Source organism: Allobosea sp. NPDC055353, from assembly GCF_053644975.1.
Genome location: NZ_JBSHMC010000001.1, coordinates 1028197 through 1051689 on the forward strand (window position 1 = coordinate 1028197; position 23493 = coordinate 1051689).

Here is a 23493-nt window from a genome sequence, read left to right on the forward strand (position 1 = left end):
TCCTCGGCGACTTACTTGGACGCGGCAGCGAGCTTGCTGCCCGCGTCTTCGGCATTGGCGAATTTCTGCTTCGCTTCCGCGAGCCAGGCGGCATAGCGCTCCTGGCTGACGACGCGGAACGCGATCGGCATGTAGGCGTGGTTCTGGCCGCAGATGAACGAGCACTGGCCGTAATAGATGCCTTCGCGCTCGGCCGTGAACCAGGTTTCGTTCAGGCGGCCGGGAATGGCGTCGATCTTGATGCCGAAGGACGGAACCGTGAACTTGTGGATGACATCGGCGCCGGTCACCTGGACGCGGACGGTCTTGCCGACCGGCACGATCGCCTCGTTGTCGACGGCGAGCAGGCGCGGGGCCTCGGCGGCGGCGATCTTGTTGCTGGCGATCGCCTCGGCACGGGCCTTCTCGTCGAGCATCAGCGAATCGAAGCCGAAATTGCCGCCGTCCTGCACGTATTCATAAGACCAGTACCACTGCTTGCCGGTGACCTTCAGGGTCATGTCGGCCTTCGGGATTTCGAGCTGGAGCTTGAGGAGACGGAAGGAGGGAATCGCGATGACGACGAGGATCAGGACCGGAATCACGGTCCAGCACACTTCGAGCAGGGCGTTGTGCGTCGTCTTGGACGGGACCGGGTTCGCCTTCTCGTTGAACCGGAAAACGACATAGATCATCAGCGCCAGCACGAAGAGCGTGACGATGGTGATGATGACGTTCAGCCAGTTATGGAACCAGTGGATGAACTCGGCGACGGGCGTGACCGCACCCTGCAGGTTCATCTGCCAGTCGGTGGGCATGCCGGTGCCGGCCAGCGCCGGGACGCTCGCCAGCGTGGCGACGGCAAGGGCCGCGACGGCCGCTGTTGCAAAGGTCCTGCTCAGAAATCGCATCGATCCGACATGCTCCTCAATCGACTTGCATGGGAACCGACCGGCTTTTGCCCCACGCATGAAGGGGCGACCGCGAAGTCGCCTCATTCTTCGAGATTGCGATAAATCAAAGATCACGCTTGCGCCAGAGGGACAATGAAGACTGCCCCCAACGGCCGTGCGGCATAATCGCACGAGGCCTTGACCTTTGCCGCGAACCGCCATCGCGCCTTGACAGGACCGGACCTCCATGGTCCCAACGCGGTTTATGTTGAGAGACGGCAGGATTCTTTGGTGCGGTCGGCGTTTTGCCTGAATTCTGCGCTTCAGCTGCGGTTTCTGAGTTCGGTTTGGAAGGGATGGCAGGGATGATGAGGATCATCGGGGCGGCAGGCGCGCTGGCGCTGGCGCTCGTGGGGACGAGCCTCGCCGCCGGCTCCGCTTTCGCGCAGGGCGCAGTGCGTTCGACACATGGCGACTGGCAGATGCGCTGCGAGGTGCCGCCGGGCGCCAAGGCCGAGCAATGCGCACTGGTCCAGAACGTCGCGGCGGAGGACCGGCCGAATCTCACGCTCCTCGTCATCGTGCTGAAGACGGCGGATCAGAAGAGCCGGCTCCTGCGCGTCGTCGCGCCGCTCGGCGTGCTCCTGCCCTCGGGGCTCGGCCTCAAGATCGACGACAAGGATATCGGCCGCGCCGGTTTCGTGCGCTGCCTGACCACCGGTTGCGTGGCGGAGGTCGTCATGGACGATACCCTGCTCGGCCAGCTCAAGGGCGGCAAGAGCGCGACTTTCATCGTATTCCAGACGCCGGAGGAGGGGGTGGGCGTGCCCATTTCCCTCAATGGCTTCGGCCCGGGCGTGGAGGCGCTGCCGTGATCGATCAAACTCTTCGCCAGGGCCGCTGGCTAGCCCTGCCGCTGCTCTGCCTCGGCTTGGCCGGCTGCGGTTCCTCGTCGTCGTCGGGGCAGCCGGGCGCGATGCAGACCTTCGGCAACATCGTCATGTTCCAGTCCGCGACGCGGCCGGCCCCGGACCCGCTGCCGACGGACGACAATCAGGACGAGCAACTGGTCTGCCCGGAGGTCATCGTCTCCGAAGGTGGGGCCGCGATCCGCGCCCAGTCCGGACAGGATTCGAGCGGCCTGCGCTACCAGATCTCGATCGCCAACGTCGCGCGCGAATGCAATGCGACCGGCAACGGCACCTTCCGGCTCAAGGTCGGCGTCGAGGGGCGCGTGCTGCTCGGCCCGGCCGGCAGCCCGGGCAATTACGGCGCCACGCTGACCACCACCGTGATGCGCGGGACGACCGTCATCGGCAAGCGCAGCGCGCGTGTCGGCGGCACGGTCCCGTCCGGCCAGGGCGGCGTCGATTTCACCCATGTCGAGGAAGGCATCATGGTGCCGGCCGGCAAGGGCGATGTCGATATCTTCGTCAGCCTTGGCGGTGGCGGGCCTGCCGCACCGGCGCGCAAGCGCCGTCGGTAAAGCCGGTTTTGCCGTGAAAGACGGCGGCGCGCCGATTGACTAAGACGGCGCGTCTTGTATCTGTGCCGAAGCCGCATATCCCCGCGGGAGAGACCGGGCCCGTCAGGGCTCGGCGCCGAAGGCGCAACCGCCCCGGAAACGCTCAGGCAAAAGGGCCGCTGGGGATTTGGCGCTCTGGAAAGCGGCGGACAGCGATGTCCGCCCACCGAAGGGTGTAACTCGTCCGGCTTCGCGGCCGGCGGGGAAATCTCTCAGGTCCCAAGACAGAGGGGGCGCGTCCCGGACACTATCGTCCGGGGCTTGCGCTCGATTCTGGAAGGGGCATGCCATGGCTGCCGAGGTCACTACCGATACCGCCGGCGCGGCTGCGCCGCTGAAGACCCCGCTCCATTCGCGCCATGTCGCGCTGGGTGCCCGCATGGTGCCCTTCGCCGGCTACGACATGCCGGTGCAGTATCCGAGCGGCATCCTGACCGAGCATAACTGGACGCGCGAGAAGGCCGGCCTCTTCGACGTCTCGCATATGGGCCAGTGCTTTCTGATCGGTCCCGATCACGAGACGACGGCCAAGGCGCTGGAAGCGTTGATCCCCGCCGATATCGTCAATCTCGCCCCCGGCAAGCAGCGCTATTCGCAGCTCCTCAACGAGGAGGGCGGCATCCTCGACGATCTGATGGTGACGCGCTCGATCGATCCCGACGAGGACGGCGCGCTCTATGTCGTCGTCAACGCTGCCTGCAAGGATGCCGACTACGCCCATATCGAGGCCCGCCTGCCGGCCAATGTGAAGCTGGTCAAGGCCGAGCATCGCGGCCTGATCGCGCTGCAGGGGCCGGGCGCCCAAGCTGCGCTCGCTGCGATCGCTCCCGAAGCCGCCGAGATGGGCTTCATGACCTCGCGCACCATGAAGGTCGCCGGCATCAAGGCCAATGTCAGTCGCTCCGGCTATACCGGCGAGGACGGCTACGAGATCTCGGCTGCGGCCGACAAGATCGGCGAGATCTGGGACACGCTGCTGCTCGACGCCAACGTCAAGCCGATCGGCCTCGGCGCCCGCGATTCGCTGCGCCTAGAAGCGGGGCTTTGCCTCTACGGTCATGACATCGACACCACGACCTCGCCGATCGAAGCGGCGCTCAACTGGTCGATCCAGAAGCGCCGCCGCGAGGAGGGGGGCTTCCCCGGCGCCGCGCGTGTCCAGCGCGAACTCGCCGAGGGTGTCTCGCGCATCCGCGTCGGCCTGAAGCCCGAAGGCCGCGCTCCCGCCCGCGAGGGCACCGAGATCGCGACGCCCGAGGGCGAGGTGATCGGCGTGGTGACCTCCGGTGGCTTCGGCCCGACGCTCAACGGCCCCTGCGCCATGGGCTACGTCGCCAAGGCTCATTCCGCGCCAGGCACGCAGCTCAACCTGATCGTGCGCGGCAAGCCGCTGCCGGCGGTCGTGGCGATGATGCCTTTCGTGCCGAACGGCTACAAGCGCTGAACCCTTTTCCAGACAACTGACGCCAGGAGGAAACCATGGCCGAGACCCGTTACAGCAAGGACCACGAATATATCCGCATCGAGGGTGACGTCGGCACCGTCGGCATCTCCGACTACGCACAGGGCCAGCTCGGCGACGTCGTCTTCGTCGAGCTCCCGAGCGTCGGCAAGGCGTTGGCCAAGGGTGGCGAAGCTGCCGTCGTCGAGAGCGTCAAGGCCGCTTCCGAAGTCTACGCCCCGGTCTCCGGCGAGGTCGTCGAGGTCAACGGCGAGCTCGAGGCCGCGCCCGGCACCGTCAACGAAGACCCGGCCGGCAAGGGTTGGTTCCTGAAGATCAGGATCAAGGATGCCGGCGAGCTCGACGCCCTGATGAACGAGGCCGAGTACCAGGACTACGTGAAGTCGCTCTGATCGCGGTCTTCCCGCACGCGCTGCGGCATGAAATGCCGCTGCGCAGATGCGGGACCGCCATCCGGACAAGGCGCCTTCTCGTCGCACGATCCCGTGTCTGCACCGCATCGCTCAAGCGCTGCGGCGCGCACGGGATGACACCCCGAAACGGAATCACCCCATGCGCTATCTCCCGCTCACCGACACCGACCGCGAGGACATGCTCGCGCGGATCGGCGTCTCCGATGTCGACGCGCTGTTCAGCGACGTGCCGGCCGGCAAGCTGCTGAAGGCCCCGGTCGATCTGCCCCGCGCCAAGGGCGAGCTCGAGGTCGAGCGCATCCTCGGCAGGATGGCCGGCAAGAACACCGCCGCCTCGGCCGTGCCGTTCTTCGTCGGCGCCGGCGCCTACAAGCACCATGTCCCGGCGACGGTGGATCACCTGATCCAGCGCTCGGAATTCCTGACCAGCTACACGCCCTATCAGCCCGAGATCGCGCAGGGCACGCTGCAATATCTCTTCGAATTCCAGACCCAGGTCGCGGCGCTGACGGGCATGGAGGTCGCCAACGCCTCGATGTATGACGGCTCGACCGGCACCGGCGAAGCCGTGCTGATGGCCCATCGCGTCACCAAGCGTCGCAAGGCTGTGCTCTCCGGCGGCCTGCACCCGCATTACACCGCGGTTGTCGAGACCCTCTCCGAGATGGCCAATGACGAGGTCGTGGCCCTGAAGCCCGATGTCTCGGCCCAAGAGGACATCCTCTCCCAAATCGACGACAGCGTCTCCTGCGTCGTCGTCCAGTCGCCGGACGTGTTCGGCAACCTTCGGGACTTGAAGCCGATCGCCGAGAAGGCCCATGCCCATGGCGCCCTGCTGATCGCGGTCTTCACCGAGGTCGTCTCGCTCGGCGCCGTCGTGCCTCCGGGCGCCCAGGATGCCGATATCGTCGTCGGCGAGGGCCAGTCGATCGGCAACGCCCTGAACTTCGGCGGCCCCTATGTCGGCCTCTTCGCCGCCAAGTCGAAATATATCCGCCAGATGCCGGGCCGGCTCTGCGGCGAGACGGTCGATTCGACCGGCCAGCGCGGCTTCGTGCTGACGCTCTCGACCCGCGAGCAGCATATCCGCAGGGACAAGGCGACCTCGAATATCTGCACCAATTCCGGCCTCTGCGTGCTGGCCTTCACCATCCACATGACGCTGCTGGGCCAGACCGGCCTCGCCCGTCTCGCCGAGGTGAACCACGCCAATGCCGTGAAGCTCGCCGACGCGCTCGCGGGCGTCGAAGGCGTCACCGTCCTCAACGACAGCTTCTTCAACGAGTTCACCGTGAAGCTGAAGAAGCCTGCCGCCGAGGTCGTCGAAGTTCTTGCCGCCAAGGGCATCCTGGCAGGCGTTCCCGTCTCGCGGCTCCTGCCCAAGGCCGGGCTCGACGATCTGCTGATCATCGCCTCGACCGAGGTGAATACTGATGAAGACCGGGCGGCCCTCGTGGCGGCGCTCGTGGAGGTGCTGTGATGCTGAACCGTCAGGGACGTCCCACCCAGGCCGGCGAGGCCGCTCATGCCGAGCACGCCACCTTCACCGGCAACAAGGCGCTGCAGCAGATCGAGCCGCTGATCTTCGAGATCGGCCATCATGAGTCGACCGGCGTCGATATCGACAAGCCGGCGCCGTTCAAGTCGCGGCTGGGCAAGCATGCCCGCCAGGGCGAGATCGGCCTGCCCGGCCTCTCCGAGCCCGAGACGATGCGCCACTATGTGCGCCTCAGCCAGAAGAACTACGGCATCGATACCGGGCTCTTCCCGCTCGGCTCCTGCACGATGAAGCACAATGCCCGCCTCAACGAGAAGGTGGCGCGGCTTCCGGGCTTCTCCGACGTGCATCCGCTCCAGCCGACCTCGAGCGTGCCCGGCGCGCTGGAACTGATGCTGGAGCTCTCCCGCTACCTGATGACGCTGACCGGCATGCCGGCCGTGGCGCTGTCACCGAAGGCCGGCGCCCATGGCGAGGCCTGCGGCATGATGGCGATCAAGGCTGCGATCGCCGCCAAGGGCGAGGGCGCGACCCGCAATGTCGTGCTCGTCCCCGAATCGGCCCATGGCACCAACCCGGCGACGGCGGCCCTGATCGGCTTCTCGGTGAAGGCGGTTCCGGCCCGTCCGGACGGCACCGTCGCGGTCGAGGACGTCAAGGCCCTGCTCGGGCCGGACATCGCCGCGATCATGCTGACCAACCCGAACACCTGCGGCATCTTCGAGCCTCAGATCGTCGAGATTGCCGCGGCGATGCATGAGGCCGGCGCCTATTTCTACTGCGACGGTGCCAACTTCAACGCCATCGTCGGCAAGGCCCGTCCGGGCGATCTCGGCGTCGACGCCATGCATATCAACCTGCACAAGACCTTCTCGACGCCGCATGGCGGCGGCGGTCCCGGTGCCGGCCCGGTCGTGCTCTCCGAGCGTCTGGCGCCCTTCGCGCCGGTGCCCTTCATCCATGTCGAAAACGACAAGCCGCATCTGATCGAGTCGCGCGCTGAAGCGCCGGCGGGCAACCAGCCCTTCGGCCGGATGACCGCCTTCCACGGCCAGATGGGCATGTATGTCCGCGCTTTGGCTTACATGCTCAGCCACGGCTCGGACGGCATGCGCCAGGCTTCCGAGGATGCGGTGCTGAACGCGAACTACATCCGCGCCGGGCTCAGTGACCTGATGTCGCTGCCCTTCCCGGACCATCCGTCGATGCACGAAGTGCTGTTCGACGACGAATGGCTGAAAGGCTCGGGCGTCTCGACGCTCGATTTCGCCAAGGCGATGATCGACGAGGGCTACCACCCGATGACGGTGTATTTCCCGCTGGTCGTCCATGGCGCCATGCTGATCGAGCCGACCGAGTCGGAATCGAAGGCGGCGCTCGACCTCTTCATCGCGACGCTGCGCGACCTCGCCATCGCGGCCAAGGGCAATGACAAGGAGCGCTTCACCAGCGCCCCGCATCACGCCCCGATCCGCCGCCTCGACGAGACCCGCGCCGCCCGTTCGCCGGTGCTGAAATGGGAAAAGCCGGCGCCGGCCCAGGCGGCGGAGTAAGAGCCGTTGTCATTCCGGGGCGGCCCGCAGGGCCGAACCCGGAACCCACGACCGGGTGCGCCGATCGAATATTCTTGCCGTGACGCCTGTTCGCGGGTTCCGGGTTCTTCGCTTCTCGAAGCCCCGGAATGACAAATGTCCCACGCCCCCACCGCTGACGCCCCGCGTCAGCATGGTGAAGGGCGGTGATCGCGTCTTAAGCATTCCTTGACCATGTCGCGGAATGATCCCCCGGTGCCGCTCTCTGCGGCCCGGGGGTTTTCATGTCTGCGCGTCCCTCCATCCTCGCTCTAGCGGCTGCTGCCTTGCTGGTCTCGACGGCGTTCGTGCGTGCCAATGAGCCGAGCTACGGCCCCAACACCTATGACCGCACGCTCGAGGCCCTGATCGCCCATGAGGACATCGCCAATCGCGGTGGTTGGCCCAAGGTGCCGGCGAGCGTCACCGCGCTGAAGCCGGATTCGCAAGGGCCGGATGTCACTGTTCTGAAGCAGCGTCTGCTCGCCAGCGGCGATCTGGCGTCCGAGGCCATCGCCGGCGACCTCTATGACGCCAACGTGACCGAGGCGGTGAAGCGCTTCCAGCGTCGGCATGGCCTGTCGGATCTCGGCACGGTCGGCCGCCTGACCCTCAAGGCGATGAACACGCCGGTTGAGCTGCGCCTGAACCAGCTCACCGCGACGCTGGAGCGCCTCAAGGGCAACGGCTTCAATTTCGCCAGCCGCTATGTCGTGGTGAACATCCCCGGCGCCAGCGTCGAGGCGGTCGAGAACGGCGCGGTCGCCCAGCGCCATCTCGCCATCGTCGGTCGCCCGGACCGGCCCTCGCCAGTGATCCAGGCCAACATCACCTCGGTGAACCTGAACCCCTACTGGACGGCGCCGATGTCGATCGTGAAGGCCGACATCATCCCGCATATGCGCAAGGACCCGAACTTCATCGTCAAGTCGAACATGAAGCTGCTCGGCGCCGAGAACAAGGAAATCGACCCGGCGAGCGTCAACTGGGCGACGCTGAAGAACCCCTATTTCTACGTGCGCCAGGAGCCGGGCCCGACCAATTCGCTCGGCCAGATGAAGATCGACATGCCGAATAGCGAAGCCGTCTATATGCATGATACGCCGAAGAAGACGCTGTTCCGCAACGATGTGCGCTTCAACTCCTCCGGCTGTGCCCGCATCGAGGGCGTCCGCGACCTCGCCGCCTGGCTGCTGGAGGGTTCGGAGTGGAACCGTCAGTCGATCGAGGACGAGATCGCCAAGGGCGAGCGCAAGAACATCACACTGAAGAAGTCGGTGCCGGTCGCCTGGGTCTATCTCACCGGCTGGCAGGGCGCCGACGGACAGGTCCAGTTCCGCGACGACATCTATGGGTTGGATACGCCGCAAGGCATCGTCACCTCGACGATCCAGGCCCGCAAGCCGAAGCCCAAGGCGGTGGTGATCCCGCCGGCAAGGCCTGTGGCGGCACCGATGGCGGCTTCGGGCAATCAGCCGGCAGCGACGGCGACCGCCAGCAACTGACAGCCTTTCAAGCTCGACGATTGTCATTCCGGGGCGCGCCGAAGGTGCGAACCCGGAACCCACGACCCGGTGAGACATTTCGATGCCGGGCTGCGGGCCGCTCACCCGGTCGTGGGTTCCGGGTTCTTCGCTACGCGAAGCCCCGGAATGACAGGGGTGACTCCAACAGCGAAAAGTTTGGCAATGATCCGGGCAGCCTAAGACCGCTTCAGGATCGCCATCACCGCGTCGATGGCCTCGGTGCGGGCCTTCGGATCGCTGCCGATCGTGACCATGCCGTCTGGCCGCTGCGAATAGGCCGCCTTGCGCTCGCGCAGCTTCAGGCTCGGATGTTCAAAGTCGTGATAGGCGCCGGGAAAGCCGACGAAGCGCGCCCCGCCGCTGCGGGCGAGCTCCTCGCAAGGTGCCGCCGGCGTCCAGTCATCAGCCAGGCCCTGGAAGATCGCGGTATCGGTCTGCGCTTGCCAGCCGCGCTTCAGGATGACGCGGCAGCCGGGATAGAAGGCGATGACATGGCGCAGACGCTTCGCTTCGAGAGCCCCCGCGACGCGCAGCGCCGTCGAGCCGCCATTCGACCAGCCGATCAGGGCGACACGCTGCTTTAGGGCGAAGCTTTGCTTCTCCAGCCAATCGATGGCGGCGAAGGCATCGCGAGCGCGGCCAGCCGGCGTCAGCGAGCGCTCGCGCTCGTTGCACAGGGTCTTGATGCCACGCGGCCCGAAGCTGTCGACAAGGAGCACGGCATAGCCGGCCCCAGTGAGACGCCCCGACCAGTCGCTCTCGCGGGCGTTGATCTCGCCTGAGCGCGCATAGAGCCCAGCGCAGCCATGCAGGCCGATAACGACCGGGAAGGGACCTGCTCCAGCAGGCCGCGCCAGCCAGCCCACGAGATCGCCTGCGTCCCGCGACGGGAAGCTGACCTTCTCGAAGGCGCTCGCGGGGCCGGCTGCCGCAACGACGGAGACGATCGCGATGAGCACACGGGCAAGACGGCCGATCATCTCGAAACTCCTGGGATCGCCGATGCGCCGCAGACGACGGCGACGGCCGCATCCCGCATCGGGATTCCGGCGGGAGAGGGGCAAAGAAAAACGCCGCGCCCTTGCGGGCGCGGCGTCATCATATCGAGCAATCGGCTAAGGGCTCAGTTGAGCTTGGCCTTGACCTCGGTCAGCCCCGCAGCGAAGGCGGCTTCACCGGCCTTGCCGGCCATCTGGCCGCGCAGGATGGTCTCGGCGGCCTTGGTGGCGGCCTCCGCAGCCGCGGCGCGAACCTCGGCCTCGGCCTGGCTCTCGGCCTGAGCGATCTTTTCCTCGGCCGCCTTGGTACGGCGGGCGACGAAATCGGCGAGCTTCGCCTCGGCTTCCGCCGCGAGGCGCTTGGCCTCGTCATTGGCGGAGGAGACGATCTCGGCAGCTTCGGCCTCGGCGGCCTTGCGCTTGGCATCGTACTCGGCGAGCAGCTTCTCGGCCTCCTGACGCAGGCGGCGGGCTTCCGCCAGCTCCTGCGCGACCTTCTCGCCGCGCGAGTCGAGTGCCTTCACGATGGCGCCCGGCACGCCGAACTTGACCAGGATGGCCAGGAAGATGACGAGCGCGACGCCGACCCAGAAAGTATCCATTTGAACTCTCCTCAGCCCTGCGTCAGGGCCTGGTCGACAGCCGCCGACGCCTCGCTGGCGCTGGGAGCCTGACCGGTCAGCTTGGCGACGATGGCGACGGCGATGTCGCTGCCGAGGCCGCGCACATTGCCCATTGCCCCGGTCTTGGTCTTGGCAATGGTCGCCTCGGCCTGCGCCAGCTTGGCGGCAAGCTCGGCCTCGGTGGCGTGACGCTGGGCGTCGCTCGCCTTGGCGCCGGCCTCGCGCGCCGTCTGGGCGATGCCCTGGGCGTTCTTGCGCGCTTCGGCGAGAGCCTTCTCATAGGCCTGCGCCATGTCCTCGGCCTTGGCCTGCATCTCGGTGGCCTGGTCGAGATCCCGACCGATCGTCTCGGCGCGCTCTTCCAGGATGGAGCCGAGGCGCGGCAGCGCGACCTTGGACATCAGCCAGTAGAGAGCCGCGAAGGTGACCGCGAGCCAGAACAGGTTGCTGGCGAAATGCGCGGGGTCGAAGGGCGGGAAGGAGGCCTTCTCGCCGCTCAGGCCCGGAGTGGCAGCCTGCGCCGCACCCGCCGCCAGAGTGGCGAACGAGCCGACAGCCAGAAGCCATCCTTGTCGCGCGAACCCTGAAGATCGAACCGGCATAGCGTGCCTTTCAGCGCTTAAGATACGGAACCGTCGCGCGCCGGCCGGAATGGCCCGAACGCGCGACGAGAAAGCGGTCGACGAAAGCGTCAGACCACGAAGAGCAGCACGAGCGCGACGACGAACGCGAAGATGCCCAGACCTTCGGCGAGCGCCGCGCCGATGAACGCGCGGGGGAACTGGCCGTCGGCGGCCGACGGATTGCGCAGGGCGCCCGAGAGGAAGTTGCCGAAGATGGTGCCGACGCCGATGGCGGCGAGGCCCATGCCGAGCGAGGCGAGGCCGGCGCCGATGAACTTGGCTGCAACAGGATCCATGGTGTTTCTCCAGTGTGGAACGTTTTGACGGGTGGGATGAACTCTCGCGAGCGCTGCCCTTGGCCTCAGTGGCCGGGGTGCAGCGCGTCGTTGAGATAGACGCAGGTCAGGATCGCGAAGACATAGGCCTGCAGAATGCCGACGATGACCTCGAGCGCCGTCAGCGCGACCGCCAGCAGCAGCGGCAGCGGCGCGATGGCGTAGTTCAGCGCCGCGCCCGAGCCCAGCAGCACGACGACGAAGCCGCCGAAGACCTTGAGCGCGATATGGCCGGCGAGCATGTTGCCGAACAGACGAAGCGAGAGCGAAACCGGGCGCGACAGGAAGGAGACGGCCTCGATCAGCACCATGAAGGGCAGGAGCCAGCCGGGCACGCCCGACGGCACGAACAGGCCGAAGAAATGGCTGCCATGCTTCACGACGCCGTAGACCACCACGATGGTCATCACGAGCAGCGCGAGCGCAGCGGTGACGATGATCTGGCTGGTGACGGTGAAGGAGCCGGGCAGCAGGCCGAGCAGGTTCGACGCCAGCACGAACATGAACAGCGAGAACACGAACGGGAAGAATTTCAGGCCGTCCTTGCCCATCACGCCGGTCATCGTCGAGGCGACGAACTCATAGGCCATCTCGGCGAGCGACTGCAGGCGGCCGGGGACGACCGCACGCTGGCTCGAGCCATAGATCATGATGGCGGAAACGACGGCGAGCACGATCACCATCCACAGCGAGGTGTTGGTGAAGGAGAGGTCGATGCCGAACGGCTTCAGCTCCACGATCGGAGCGATGTGGAATTGGTGGATCGGATCGATTCCGCCGCCGGCCGCCATGGTCTCGTTCCTCGTCGCGCGGCCTGGATGGCCGCCTTTCGATCAATTGTCCTTCGGACCGCCCTTCGACCCGGAGGTCGGACGCGAACCGAGCCGATAGACGGATCTGAAGCCCGCGATGGCACCGATCACCAGGAAGGCGATCAGCAGGAACGGAGAGGTTCCCAGCCACCGGTCGCCGAGGTACCCGATCAGGGCGCCTGCGATGATGCCACCTGCGAGATCCGTCGCGGCGCGAAAGCCTGAGGACATCGCGCCCGCAAGCGCCTTGTCCTCTCCAACCGGGCTCGCGCCCGGCTTTTCGTTCTCTTCCGCCCGCTTGATCGCGGTCTTCAGGGAACCCAGTCTTGCGCGCAACTCCGAGTCTGAGGCGTTTGGGTCGGGTTCGGACATGGTCTTGGGCCTCCGTCTTGATCGCGTTTACGTCGCGATCCCGCGAAAAACCACTATAACCACGATCAAACCCGCGCATCGAGCCGTCGTCAGCACGGCCTCCTTTATTGGCAGCCCCCGGCGCTGTCAAGACAGGGGGATAATGTCTAACGTATTGGAATATCTATAAATTCTGGCAAAGTGCGACAATCTCGCCGCATTGCGGGAGCGAATGTGGCATTTTTTCAGCGGCACCGGAGCGTTTTCCCAAGGCGTTCGTCATCAAAGCAGCGCAACAGCCGGGCCGTCATTCTCAGGTTCAGCCGCGCGCAGACCCGAGAATCGCGGGACGAGAGACCATAGGACCCTCCTTCGGCCTGAGATGCTGGGGGCGAGCCCGAGCATGAGGGCACGTCCCGGCCTAGCCCGCCTCGCGGATGCGCTCTGCCGTCGCGAGGTCGACCGACACCATCTGGCTCACTCCGCGTTCCGCCATCGTCACCCCGAAGAGGCGCTCCATCCGCGCCATGGTGATCGGATTATGCGTGATCAGGATGAAGCGGGTCTGCGTATTGCGGGCCATGTCGACGAGCAGGTCGCAGTAGCGCTCGACATTGGCGTCGTCGAGCGGCGCGTCGACCTCGTCGAGCACGCAGATCGGCGAGGGATTGGTCAGGAACACCGCGAAGATCAGCGCGGTCGCGGTCAGCGCCTGTTCGCCGCCGGACAGCAGCGTCATCACCTGCGGCTTCTTGCCGGGTGGGCGGGCGAAGATTTCGAGCCCGGCATCCAGTGGGTCTTCCGAATCCACCAGCCGAAGCTCTGCCTCGCCGCCGCCGAACAGCACGCCGAACAGCCGCTGGAAATGGCCGTTGACGACATCGAAGGCGGCGATCAGGCGTTCGCGCCCTTCGCGGTTGAGCGCGCCGATCGCCTGCCGTAGGCGGCGGATCGCTTCGGTCAGGTCGTCGCGCTCACTGGCAAGCCCTTCGCGCTTGGCCTTCACCTCGGTCAGTTCGTCTTCGGCGCGCAGGTTGACCGCGCCGAGCCGCTCGCGCTCGCCCTTGAGATTGGCGAGCCGCCGCTCGATGGCTTCCGGCTCCGGCAGGGCGTCTCCGGGCTTGATGCCGGCGATCGATTGCACCCCGTCGAGACCGGTATCGAGACCATCCTCGGTCTGCCGGGTGATGTCGGCAACGCGCTGGCGGGCGGCCTCGAGCCGTGCTTCGGCCGAGGCGCGGCGTTCGCGGGCGCCGGACAGGCCTTCGAGCGCGATCCGTGCCTGCCGGTCGGCCTCAGCCAGCGCGGTTTCGCCGGCGGCGAGCCTGTCGGCGGCCTCCCGGCGCGCCGTTTCGGCCTGTTCGATCTCGGCGACGAGACGCCGCCGCTCGGTCAGGAAGGTGTCGGGCGCTTCCAGCAGCGTCCGCTGTGCGGCGCGGGCGGCCGCGATCCGGCGCGCCGTCTCTTCCGCGCTGTGACGGCTCGCTGCGGCACGTTCCGTCCAGGCCTTGATATCGTTGGCGATCCCGGCGCGGCGCCGGCTGCGCAATTCGACCTCGCGCACCAGCGTCTGGACGCGCGCTCGCGCATCGGAGGCGGCCGAGCGGCGCTCGCCGAGCTGCACGCGGGCCTTGAGCAGCGTGTTTTCAAGCTCCGCCGGAGCGGGCAGGGCGGCAAGCCCGGCCTCATGGGTCGCGATCAGGCCCGTCGCTTCGGAAACCGCCTGGCCCAGCCGCTTGATCGCCTCGGCCAGAGTCGAGCGCTTCACCAGCGTCTCGGCGGCCTTGTTTTCGGCCCTGGCCAGGTGTTGACGGTCCTGGTCGACGACGCGCCGGGCCTGCCGCGTCGCTTCGATCGCAGCGGTTTCCGCCTGTGCGGCAGCGCGTGCCGCAGCGCCGGCTGTTTCCAGCGCCTTGCGGGTTGTCTCGGCGGCTGAGCGCGCGGCCTTCGCCTCCTTTTCCAGATCGCCGAGGCGGTTCTTCTCCGACAGACGCCGCGCCGCGGGCGAAGGGGCGTCCGCAGCGCTGGTGAAGCCGTCCCAGCGCCAGAGATCGCCTTCGCGCGAGACGAGGACCTGCCCCTGTTTCAATTGCAGGCGAGCGGCCTCGCCATCCCCGCGCGCGATGACGCCGATCTGGGCGAGGCGCCGCTGCAGCGCGGCCGGGGCCTCGACATGGCCGAGCAGGGATTCGATGCCGCCAGGCAAAGCCGGGTCGCCGGTGCCGGGGCCGGTATCGTCCCAATGCGCCGGCGCATTCGCTTCGGCGGAGGCGTCGAGATCGTCGCCCAGCGCCGCGCCGAGTGCGATCTCGAAGCCCTTCGCGACGCTGATCGCGTCGAGGACCGCCGGCCAGCGATCCCCGGCCGCCGGCGCGAGCAGCTTGCGCAGCGTGCCGATCTCGGTGTCGAGCCGCTGCGCCCGCCGGTCCGCCTCGGCAAGCGGTGCGCGCAATTCCGCCTCGCGCTCGCGCGCCGCCGCGACGGCGTTGCGAGCCGAAACGGTCCCGGCCTCGGCCGCCTGCGCTGCCTTTTCCGCTGCAGTCACCGCTTCGCGCAGCCTGTCCAGCGCAATCTTGGTGTCGGACGCATCGAGCGCGCCTTGTTCGCGGCGCAGCTTGTCCTGTTCGGCCGCCGCCCGGTTGCGGCGTTCGCCTGCCTCTCGAACCGAGCGTTCAAGTGCATCGCGCCGCGCGGTGAGCTCGGACAATCCCGCCTGGGCCGAAGCATGCTCTGCCTCGGCCGCGGCGAGCCCATCTTCCGCCTCCCGCTGTGCCGTTGCCGCTGCTTCGGCATCCCCTGCGGCGCCATCGTTCTCGCCCGCAAGCGCGGCGTCCTCTTCCGCAAGCCGGGCGAGGCTGTCGGCGGCATCGCGGCCGATACTCTCCTGCCGCGAAAGATCGGTCTGCAGTTCGGCGAGGCGCTTTTCGAGTTCCTCCGCGCGCAGGCGGGCACGCCTGTTCTCGGCTTCGAGCTCGTCCAGCCCGCGCTTCAGTCGGACCAGAGCGGCGGCGGCCGTCGCCTCGCCCTCGCGCAAGGCCGGCAATTCGTGCGCGGCGATGGCCTGTCGCTTGGCGGCCTCGGCCTGGAGCCCGGTCTGGTCGGCAACGCCGCGCACCGCTTCTTCCAGCACATGCGCGGCCTGCGCCTCCTGGGCGCGGGCGTCGTGCAGGGCGATGACGGCGAGCGTCGCCTCGGCCCGGCGGATATCGGCGGCGAGGCTGCGATAGCGCCCCGCCTGCCGCGCCTGCCGCTGCAACGCGTCGATCTGCCCGTCGATCTCGCCGAGCACGTCTTCCAGCCGGGTCAGATTGTCTTCCGCGCCGCGCAAGCGGAGTTCCGCCTCGTGGCGGCGGCTGTGCAGGCCGGCGATGCCGGCGGCATCCTCCAGAATGCGCCGGCGCGATTGCGGCTTGGCCGAGATGATCTCGCTGATCTGGCCCTGCCGGACGAGGGCTGGCGAGCGCGCGCCGGTCGCGGCGTCGGCGAAGAGGAGCTGTACGTCCTTGGCCCGCACCTCCTTACCGTTGATGCGGTAGGTCGAGCCTTCCTCGCGCTCGATCCGGCGCGTGACCTCCAGCACATCGGCTTCGTTGAAGGCGGCCGGTGCCTTGCGGTCGCTGTTGTCGAGGGTGAGCGAGACCTCGGCCATGTTGCGGGCCGGGCGCTCGCCCGAGCCGCCGAAGATGACGTCGTCCATCCCCGAGCCGCGCATGTTCTTGAACGAGCTTTCGCCCATCACCCAGCGCAGGGCTTCGACGAGATTGGACTTGCCGCAGCCATTCGGGCCGACGACGCCGGTCAGCCCGGGCTCGATCAGGAACTCGGTCGGCTCGACGAAGGTCTTGAAGCCGGCAAGCTTGAGGCGCGTCAGATGCATCGCGCCTCCTTTCCCTTCTCCCCTCGGGGGAGAAGGTGGCCCGGCGAAGCCGGGTCGGATGAGGGAGGGGCAGGGTAGCGCGAGCCGGCCCTCATCCGTCTGCTACGCAGACACCTTCTCCCCCGAGGGGAAAAGGGATCGCGCGCGAGAACCGCCGCCTCAATTGCCGAGGAGTGGCTCCAGGATCTTGTCGAATTCGGCGATCGTGAGCGCACCGGATCGCTTCTGCCCATTGATGAAAAAGGTCGGCGTCGAATCCACGCCAGCCTTGGCCCCACCATCCTTCACCACCGTGACGGCGTCATAGATGTCCTGGCGTTTCAAGCAGGCTTCAAAGGATTCCTGTGTGAAACCCGCCTGTTTCACCAGCGCGGAGAGCGCGTCGACCGGCTTGTCGGTGAAGGCCCAGTTGCGCTGCTGCGCGAACAGCAGATCGGTCATCGGAACATACTTGTCGTTGCCGTTGCAGCGGGCGAGCATGAAACCGGCCGTCGCCAGCGGATCGAGCGGGAATTCGCGCAGCGTGAAACGCACCTTGCCGGTGTCGATGTATTTCTTCTTCAGCTCCGGCCAGGTCGTCTCGTGGAAATGCGCGCAATGCGAGCAGGTCATCGAGGCATATTCGACGATGGTGACCTTGGCATCGGCCGGGCCGAGCCAGACGTCCCCGAGGGGGCCGGCATCGGGCAGCTTGGTCTGGGCCCGCGCGGTGTTGCCACCGGCGAGCGCGGCAGCGGCGATGCCGGCTGCGCCGGTCAGGAGCTGTCGCCTGTTCGTCATCGTGAAAGATCCTCGGAAGGTCAAAGTCGCTTGGAGCTATAGTGGTCAGTGCGATTGTGGCAAGAGCGCATCCTGCCGCGCACCGCGCTGCTCACGAAGCCGTGTCGTCGCCTCGCGTTTTCGCGTTGAGCGCCACCGCCCGGCCGAGCCGGGCCAGCGCCTCGCGCAGGCCCTCGTCGGCCACGCCGGCAACCTGCGCCTCGACGCGGGCCGCCGTCGCTCCGTCCAGCTTGGGCACCGGCTTCGACGTGACGGGCGCCGCGACCGGCCCCTGCTTGAGCACGAGCTTGCCGACGGCGCGCCAGCCGAGATGCGTGTTGACGCGCTCGACCAGCAACGGCCCGAGCTGCTGCATTTCCAGCGCGAAGGCGCTTTCGACCCGCACCACCATGGTCGCCGGCTCGGAAGCCTCGCCTGGTGCCGGGCGGCGCCGTGGCCAGTCGATCTTGAGCGGGCGCGAGCGCGCCGCCAGCCGCTCGCCTGCGATCTCCGGCCAAAGCGAGACGATGGCGCGTCCCGCGAAGCCCTGCGCGGCGAGCGCGGGCGCGATGCAGTCGTCGATCAGCTCTGCGAGGGGTTTGGCGGACATGGCTTTATTGTGGGCGCGGGGACGGTCGCCTGCAAGCGGTGCATGAAGCCGCTTGCGGTCCCCCATGACTGCGCTACATCCGGATCATGACCGCCGAGGCCCGCGCCGCCGATCTTCTCGCCTGGTACGACCGCCATCGCCGCGCGCTGCCCTGGCGCGCGAAGGCGGGAGAACGGGCCGATCCCTATCGCGTCTGGGCCTCCGAGATCATGCTGCAGCAGACCACGGTTACGGCGGTGAAGCCCTATTACGAGCGCTTCATGGCCCGCTTCCCGACCGTGCAGGCTCTCGCCGAGGCGCCTTCGGAAGAGGTCATGCAGGCCTGGGCCGGGCTCGGCTACTATTCCCGCGCCCGCAATCTCCACGCCTGCGCCAAGGCGGTGATGGAGGGCCATCGCGGCCGTTTCCCGGATACCGAGGAGGCCTTGCGCGCCTTGCCGGGCATCGGCGCCTATACGGCCGGTGCCGTCGCGGCGATCGCTTTCGACCGGCCGGCTGCCGCCGTCGACGGCAATGTCGAGCGCGTGATGAGCAGGCTTTTCGCGATCGCGGACGAATTGCCCGGTGCCCGCCCTCTGATTCGCGAGCGGGTTCTGGCGCTGCTGCCGCATGATCGGCCGGGCGATTTCGCTCAAGGCTTGATGGATCTCGGCGCCACGATCTGCACGCCGCGCAATCCGGCCTGCGGCCTCTGCCCCTGGCGGGAGCCCTGCCGGGCACGCATCGCCGGTACGCAGGAGAGCTTTCCGCGCAAGACGCCGAAGAAGGCCGGCGTCATGCGCTATGGCGCGGCCTTCGTGCTGGCGCGTGCGGATGGCGCAATCCTGCTGCGGACCCGGCCGGCCAAGGGCTTGCTCGGCGGCATGGCCGAGGTGCCGACCAGCGAATGGCGGGCCGATTACGAACTTGACGGCGCGGCGCAGGATGCGCCCTTGCCACTACGCTGGACGCAGGTGGCGGAGCCGGTGCGCCATGTCTTCACACATTTTCCGCTGGAGCTGACCGTGTTCACCGGCAGCGTGTCCGAGCGCACGCAGGCCCCGGCAGGCATGCGCTTCACGCCGTTGGCAAAGCTATCAGGCGAGCCGCTGCCGAGCCTGATGCTGAAGGTGGTCGAGCGCGCCGGGCTCTACAATTCGAAGACGCGATAGGTCATCGTCGGCAATTCGACGGACCATTTGAAATAGCCCTTCGAATAGACCTTGCCGCGGTTCGGCGGCCAGGGGTCGTGGATGCGCAGCGTCGTGCCGGTGCCGTCCGGGTTGCCGTCGCCGCGCATGCCGACGATCACGATCATGTGGCCGGGGCTGCCGCGACCGGCCGTGTATTCATCGACGCGCCAGAGCATGTCGAACATCAGCGGCCCACGGGCCACCGCCTGCCGAAGCTGCTCGACCGACCAGGATTGGGGCGCGTTGCAGCGTAGCCCGTGGACGCGGCCATAGCGCTGGCCGGTGACGATCGCCTGGTCGCTTTCGGAGGAGTTCAGCAGCCCGCCATCGGAGGCGATCATGTCCGGCGGCGTCCTGGCGATGATGATCGGCACGGTCGATTTCTTCATCATCGCGGTCGAGGTCGCCCAGCAGGTCGTGTTGGTCGGCTGCGCGATGAAGGGGACCTTGTGCAGGATCGGCGCGAAGGCCTCGGTATCGTAGAGGCAGGATTGGGTCGCGGGCCCCGCCTGGCCATCCTCGACCAGCCAGTTCTTGCGCTGGAAGGCCAGGACCGCGTTGTGGGTCATGGTGCCGAACTGGCCATCGGGCACGAGCTTCGGGATCGGCTTCAATTTCGCGTTCAGCGCTTCCTGAAGCGTCTTGACCTCGGGTCCGCGGGACCCGTTCTTGAGGATCGTCGCCATGCTGCCGCCCTCGCTGTCCTATGTTCAGGATGCGCGCGCCGGTGGCCAACGCGCATCCTTCGAACATATGACGATAGGGCAGGGCGCGCGAGGCCGGCGGTTCAGGCAGCCGCCATCTGCGCCCTGATCTCGCCGCGCAGCGCGTCGAGCACGGTCAACCCGCCCTGGCGCTCGACATGCCAGAAAGTCCAGCCGTTGCAGGCCGGCAGGCCCTGGGCCAGCGCACCGACCTTGTGGATCGAGCCCACGGCCGGGCCGAGGATCAGCGTGCCGTCGGCGCGGATCACGGCCTTGTGGCGGCGCTTCTCGTCATGGACGGTCTCGCCGGGCTTCACCAGCCCGGCCTCGACGAGGCTGAGGAACGGCACGCGCGGCTCGCTGCGCTTGGAGGGCGCGGTCGAAAACGCTTCCGGCGCCAGCGGCGTCACCGCTGCGATGCGCTCGCGGGCTGCCTTGGCATAGACCGGATCGCGTTCGAGCCCGATGAAATGGCGGCCCAGAGCCTTGGCGACGGCGCCGGTCGTGCCCGTTCCGAAGAACGGATCGAGGATGACGTCGCCGGGATTCGAGGCCGAGAGCAGCACGCGGGCAAGCAGCGCCTCCGGCTTCTGGGTCGGGTGGACCTTGGCGCCGCTCTCGTCCTTCAGGCGCTCGTCGCCGGTGCAGAGCGGCAGGTACCAGTCCGAGCGCATCTGCAGGTCGTCATTGCCGCCCTTCAGCGCCTCGTAATGGAAGGTGTATTTCGAGTTCTCGCCGCGCGCGGCCCAGATCAGCGTCTCATGCGCGTTGGTGAAGCGCCGGCCGCGGAAATTCGGCATCGGGTTGGCCTTGCGCCAGACGATGTCGTTCAGCATCCAGAAGCCGAGATCCTGCAGCGTCGCACCGACACGGAAGATGTTGTGGTAGCTGCCGATGACCCACAATGCTCCGTCCGGCTTCAGTACGCGCCGTGCGGCCGCAAGCCAGTCGCGGGTGAAGCGGTCGTAATCGGAGAAAGAGGCGAACTTGTCCCAGTCGTCGTCGACGGCATCGACGAGGCTGTCATCGGGCCGGCGCAGATCGCCGCCGAGCTGGAGGTTATAGGGGGGGTCGGCAAAGATGAGGTCGACGCTTGCCGGTGGCAGCGCGTTCATCGCGGCGACGCAGTCACCCACGAGAATCTGATCGAGCGGCAGCTCCCGCGGAGTGCCGATCTGTTCGGGAAGGCCCTTGGCCTTCATCCGAGCCCCCAGCGCAGGCCGTCCGGTACGCGAAACCTGAATCCGGACGGGAGCACTGGCGGTCCCGGTACGCAAAATACCCATGACACCAAGACCGTTACGCAACTTCAACGAGCGCGATCTTGGTCGGACAGGGTAAAGGTCGGGTTTCCGCTTTGAAAAAAATGCGTCCCATTCTGGGGCTGCAGATTTTGCCTAGCCCATTGGCAATGAAGGGGAATTCGTAAACGGCGGTTAACGCCTCGGGGTGCCGTTAGGGCAGCTTGCGAGGGCGTTCGGTGAGGTCCGGGAGCCGTGTTTCCCGTCATGGTCGGGCTTGTCCCGGCCATCCACGTCTTCCTTCAGCAAGGGCGGTGTTCAAGACGTGGATGCTCGCCACAAGGGCGAGCATGACGGCGTGAAATGCGGCCGAGTTCACGGAGGCCGGACAGAGGCTTCCTCGCCACCGAGGAACGACGCGCGAGGCCGCAGCTTATCGGAACCACACACCCTTCACCGGCGCAAAGGAGTAGCGATGTTCCGGGCAGGGACCGTACACCGTGATTGCCTTGCGATGCTGCGGCGTCGCATAGCCGACATGGCTGGAGAAGCCATAAGCCGGATAGCGCTTGCACAGCCGCGCCATCATCCGGTCGCGCGTCACCTTGGCGATGATCGACGCTGCCGCGATCGAAGCGATCTGTCCGTCGCCCTGGATGATCGCCTCGCAGGAACAGGCGAATTGCGGCGGGTCGTTCCCGTCGACCAGGATATGGAGCGGTGCCAGCGGCAGCCCGGCCACGGCCCGGCGCATCGCCAGAAGCGTCGCCTGGCGGATATTGATGGCGTCGATTTCGACGGCCGTCACGCTGGCGACGGAGACGGCGAGCGCCCGCTCCATGATCTCGCCGAAGAGGTCCTCGCGGATCGCGGCCGAGAGCTTTTTCGAATCGTCGAGACCGTGAGGCACGCGCTCGGGATCGAGGATCACGGCGGCCGCGACGACCGGGCCGGCCAGCGGCCCACGTCCGACCTCGTCGATGCCGGCCAGCGGCCAGCGGCCGTCGGCAATGGCGGATGTCTCGCGGTTGAAATCGGCGGGCATGGCGGGGTTATGCAGCAGAGCACAGCGCGGGGCCAGAGCGGCATGAGAGTGCTCCACCGTCATCCTTTCACCTAACCCGACACGCTCGCACCCAACGCGATAGGCGTCGGAACCGCGAGAAACCCTCTCCCGGAGGGAGAGGGCAGGGTGAGGGGTAGGCCGTTGGACGCTTCTGCCGTGACCCGACCGCCGCTGCGGTGAGGGCATGCACAACTGGTCCAGCGGCCTACACCTCACCCCTGCCCCTCTCCTTACAGGAGAGGGGTTTCCGCGGTTCTCAACCATCTTGTCGCGCTGTCCGGCAGCCCATCCCTTCAAAACAAACTCAACTGCGCCTTCTCCTTTTCCGGCTTCACGAAGAGGTCGGTCCGCAGCCGGCGGCGCGTCGTGTTGAAGCCGATGCGCTCGGCCGCCATCTCGAAGCGCCGTCCGATCATCCAGGCATAGGGGCCGGAGCCGACCATGCGCTGGCCCCATTGCGAATCGTAGTCCTTGCCGCCGCGCGTCGAGCGGATCAGCGACATCACATGCCGGAGCTTGTCGGGATGGTGCGTCAGCAGCCATTCCTGCACGATGTCGCGGACTTCGAGCGGGAGCCTGAGCAAAACATAGCCGGCGGCCTCGGCGCCTGCCGCCTTCGCCGCATCGAGGATGCGCTCGATCTCGTGCTCGTTGATCGCCGGAATGATCGGCGCGACCAGAACCGTGACCGGAATGCCGGCCTCCGATAGCTTCCGAATCGTCTCCAGCCGCCTGGCCGGTGAGGCGGCGCGCGGTTCCATGCCGCGTGCGGTCTTGGGATCGAGCGTCGTCACCGAGAGCGCGACCTTGACCAGTCCCTTCTCCGCCATCGGCGCGAGGATATCGATGTCGCGCTGCACCAGCGCCGATTTCGTGACGATGCCGACCGGATGATTGAACTTCGCCAGCACCTCCAGGATCTGGCGCATGATCCGGAGCTTCTTCTCAATCGGCTGATAGGCATCGGTATTGGTGCCGATCGCGATCGTCCGCGGCTGATAGGACGGGGAAGAGAGCTCCTTTTCCAGCAGCGCCGCCGCATCGGGCTTCGCGGTCAGCTTGCTTTCGAAATCGAGCCCCGGCGACAGGCCGAGATAGGCATGGGTCGGCCGGGCGAAGCAGTAGACGCAGCCATGCTCGCAGCCGCGATAGGGATTGATCGAGCGGTCGAAGGAGATATCGGGCGAGTCGTTGCGCGTGATGATGGTGCGCGCCTTCTCGTAGGCGATCTCGGTCGAGAACGGCGGGAGCTCCTCCAGCGAGCCCCAGCCATCGTCCTCGGCGACGCGCTGTTCGGCCTCGTAGCGGCCGCCGGGATTGATCGTGGCACCGCGCCCGCGCCGCCTGTCGGGATCGATCTGATGGCCGATATAGGCCATCGGATCGGCGGGTGTGACGACCGGCGCCGAGACGCTCGGCTCCCGGTCGAACCGCCGCAGGGGCTGGGCTGCCGGG

At 67.1% G+C, this 23493-nt stretch carries 22 protein-coding genes and 1 riboswitch; of the genes, 8 read left to right on the forward strand and 14 right to left on the reverse strand.

What is annotated here, in order from left to right; genetic code table 11:
- Positions 1-11 precede the first annotated feature (11 nt).
- Entirely contained in the window at positions 12-890 is an 879-nt protein-coding gene (gene coxB, locus ACWIEX_RS04675; RefSeq protein ID WP_454031953.1) for a cytochrome c oxidase subunit II, read from the reverse strand.
- 347 nt (positions 891-1237) lie between these two features.
- On the opposite strand from coxB, the gene ACWIEX_RS04680 reads away from it, so the two are divergent.
- The 7 genes from ACWIEX_RS04680 (at position 1238) to ACWIEX_RS04710 (ending at position 8846) form a co-directional block, all read left to right on the forward strand.
- On the forward strand, positions 1238-1747 hold the full coding sequence (locus tag ACWIEX_RS04680) for an invasion associated locus B family protein (protein ID WP_454031954.1): 510 nt from the start codon (positions 1238-1240) through the stop codon (positions 1745-1747).
- The gene (locus ACWIEX_RS04685) at positions 1744-2358 is read left to right on the forward strand and encodes a hypothetical protein (RefSeq protein ID WP_454031955.1); all 615 of its coding nucleotides are present in this window, start codon (positions 1744-1746) and stop codon (positions 2356-2358) included. Before ACWIEX_RS04680 ends, ACWIEX_RS04685 begins: the two co-directional genes overlap by 4 nt.
- Positions 2359-2432: 74 nt before the next feature.
- Positions 2433-2526: riboswitch (glycine riboswitch) on the forward strand.
- A gap of 160 nt (positions 2527-2686) precedes the next feature.
- Positions 2687-3841 carry a glycine cleavage system aminomethyltransferase GcvT gene (gcvT, locus tag ACWIEX_RS04690; RefSeq protein ID WP_454031956.1) on the forward strand — a complete coding sequence of 385 codons (1155 nt, stop codon included), beginning with the start codon at positions 2687-2689 and terminating at the stop codon, positions 3839-3841.
- A gap of 35 nt (positions 3842-3876) precedes the next feature.
- Positions 3877-4251 carry a glycine cleavage system protein GcvH gene (gene gcvH / locus ACWIEX_RS04695; protein ID WP_454031957.1) on the forward strand — a complete coding sequence of 125 codons (375 nt, stop codon included), beginning with the start codon at positions 3877-3879 and terminating at the stop codon, positions 4249-4251.
- A gap of 160 nt (positions 4252-4411) precedes the next feature.
- The gene (gcvPA, locus tag ACWIEX_RS04700; RefSeq protein WP_454031958.1) at positions 4412-5752 is read left to right on the forward strand and encodes an aminomethyl-transferring glycine dehydrogenase subunit GcvPA; all 1341 of its coding nucleotides are present in this window, start codon (positions 4412-4414) and stop codon (positions 5750-5752) included.
- Positions 5752-7323 carry an aminomethyl-transferring glycine dehydrogenase subunit GcvPB gene (gene gcvPB / locus ACWIEX_RS04705; RefSeq protein WP_454031959.1) on the forward strand — a complete coding sequence of 524 codons (1572 nt, stop codon included), beginning with the start codon at positions 5752-5754 and terminating at the stop codon, positions 7321-7323. The genes gcvPA and gcvPB overlap by 1 nt, the downstream gene beginning before the upstream one ends.
- 263 nt (positions 7324-7586) lie before the next feature.
- Positions 7587-8846 (forward strand): L,D-transpeptidase family protein, encoded by a 1260-nt coding sequence (locus ACWIEX_RS04710; RefSeq protein WP_454031960.1) that lies wholly within the window; start codon positions 7587-7589, stop codon positions 8844-8846.
- A 197-nt stretch (positions 8847-9043) separates the two neighbouring features.
- Here the strand turns inward: ACWIEX_RS04710 and ACWIEX_RS04715 are convergent, their stop codons facing one another.
- The 9 genes from ACWIEX_RS04715 to ACWIEX_RS04755 form a co-directional block, all read right to left on the reverse strand.
- Entirely contained in the window at positions 9044-9847 is an 804-nt protein-coding gene (locus ACWIEX_RS04715; RefSeq protein ID WP_454031961.1) for a dienelactone hydrolase family protein, read from the reverse strand.
- Positions 9848-9990: 143 nt separating this feature from the next.
- Entirely contained in the window at positions 9991-10467 is a 477-nt protein-coding gene (locus ACWIEX_RS04720; RefSeq protein ID WP_454031962.1) for a F0F1 ATP synthase subunit B family protein, read from the reverse strand.
- Positions 10468-10478: 11 nt separating this feature from the next.
- Positions 10479-11090: a F0F1 ATP synthase subunit B family protein gene (locus tag ACWIEX_RS04725; RefSeq protein ID WP_454031963.1), complete on the reverse strand. Its 612-nt coding sequence runs from the start codon at positions 11088-11090 to the stop codon at positions 10479-10481.
- Positions 11091-11179: 89 nt separating this feature from the next.
- Entirely contained in the window at positions 11180-11407 is a 228-nt protein-coding gene (locus tag ACWIEX_RS04730) for a F0F1 ATP synthase subunit C (protein ID WP_038360954.1), read from the reverse strand.
- Between the two features lie 65 nt (positions 11408-11472).
- Complete coding sequence (locus tag ACWIEX_RS04735) at positions 11473-12237, reverse strand: F0F1 ATP synthase subunit A (protein ID WP_061964843.1); 765 nt, start codon at positions 12235-12237, stop codon at positions 11473-11475.
- Between the two features lie 42 nt (positions 12238-12279).
- Positions 12280-12630 carry an AtpZ/AtpI family protein gene (locus tag ACWIEX_RS04740; RefSeq protein ID WP_454031964.1) on the reverse strand — a complete coding sequence of 117 codons (351 nt, stop codon included), beginning with the start codon at positions 12628-12630 and terminating at the stop codon, positions 12280-12282.
- 400 nt (positions 12631-13030) lie between these two features.
- On the reverse strand, positions 13031-16486 hold the full coding sequence (locus tag ACWIEX_RS04745) for a chromosome segregation SMC family protein (protein WP_454031965.1): 3456 nt from the start codon (positions 16484-16486) through the stop codon (positions 13031-13033).
- 159 nt (positions 16487-16645) lie between these two features.
- Positions 16646-17266: a DsbA family protein gene (locus ACWIEX_RS04750; RefSeq protein WP_454031966.1), complete on the reverse strand. Its 621-nt coding sequence runs from the start codon at positions 17264-17266 to the stop codon at positions 16646-16648.
- Positions 17267-17357: 91 nt separating this feature from the next.
- Positions 17358-17855, reverse strand: a complete 498-nt coding sequence (locus ACWIEX_RS04755) for a DUF721 domain-containing protein (RefSeq protein WP_454031967.1) — start codon at positions 17853-17855, stop codon at positions 17358-17360.
- A gap of 86 nt (positions 17856-17941) precedes the next feature.
- Between ACWIEX_RS04755 and mutY the strand changes: the two genes are divergently transcribed.
- Complete coding sequence (mutY, locus tag ACWIEX_RS04760; RefSeq protein WP_454031968.1) at positions 17942-19006, forward strand: A/G-specific adenine glycosylase; 1065 nt, start codon at positions 17942-17944, stop codon at positions 19004-19006.
- Here mutY and ACWIEX_RS04765 read toward each other — a convergent pair.
- The 4 genes from ACWIEX_RS04765 to ACWIEX_RS04780 all read right to left on the reverse strand — a co-directional run bounded on the left by ACWIEX_RS04765 (position 18985) and on the right by ACWIEX_RS04780 (position 23417).
- Positions 18985-19713: a peptidoglycan-binding protein gene (locus tag ACWIEX_RS04765; RefSeq protein ID WP_454031969.1), complete on the reverse strand. Its 729-nt coding sequence runs from the start codon at positions 19711-19713 to the stop codon at positions 18985-18987. The genes mutY and ACWIEX_RS04765 overlap by 22 nt on opposite strands.
- A 101-nt stretch (positions 19714-19814) precedes the next feature.
- Positions 19815-21017, reverse strand: a complete 1203-nt coding sequence (locus tag ACWIEX_RS04770) for a site-specific DNA-methyltransferase (protein ID WP_454031970.1) — start codon at positions 21015-21017, stop codon at positions 19815-19817.
- Positions 21018-21405: 388 nt separating this feature from the next.
- On the reverse strand, positions 21406-22017 hold the full coding sequence (locus tag ACWIEX_RS04775) for a ribonuclease HII (protein WP_454031971.1): 612 nt from the start codon (positions 22015-22017) through the stop codon (positions 21406-21408).
- A 314-nt stretch (positions 22018-22331) separates the two neighbouring features.
- The gene (locus tag ACWIEX_RS04780) at positions 22332-23417 is read right to left on the reverse strand and encodes a PA0069 family radical SAM protein (protein ID WP_454033462.1); all 1086 of its coding nucleotides are present in this window, start codon (positions 23415-23417) and stop codon (positions 22332-22334) included.
- Between the last annotated feature and the right edge of the window lie 76 nt (positions 23418-23493).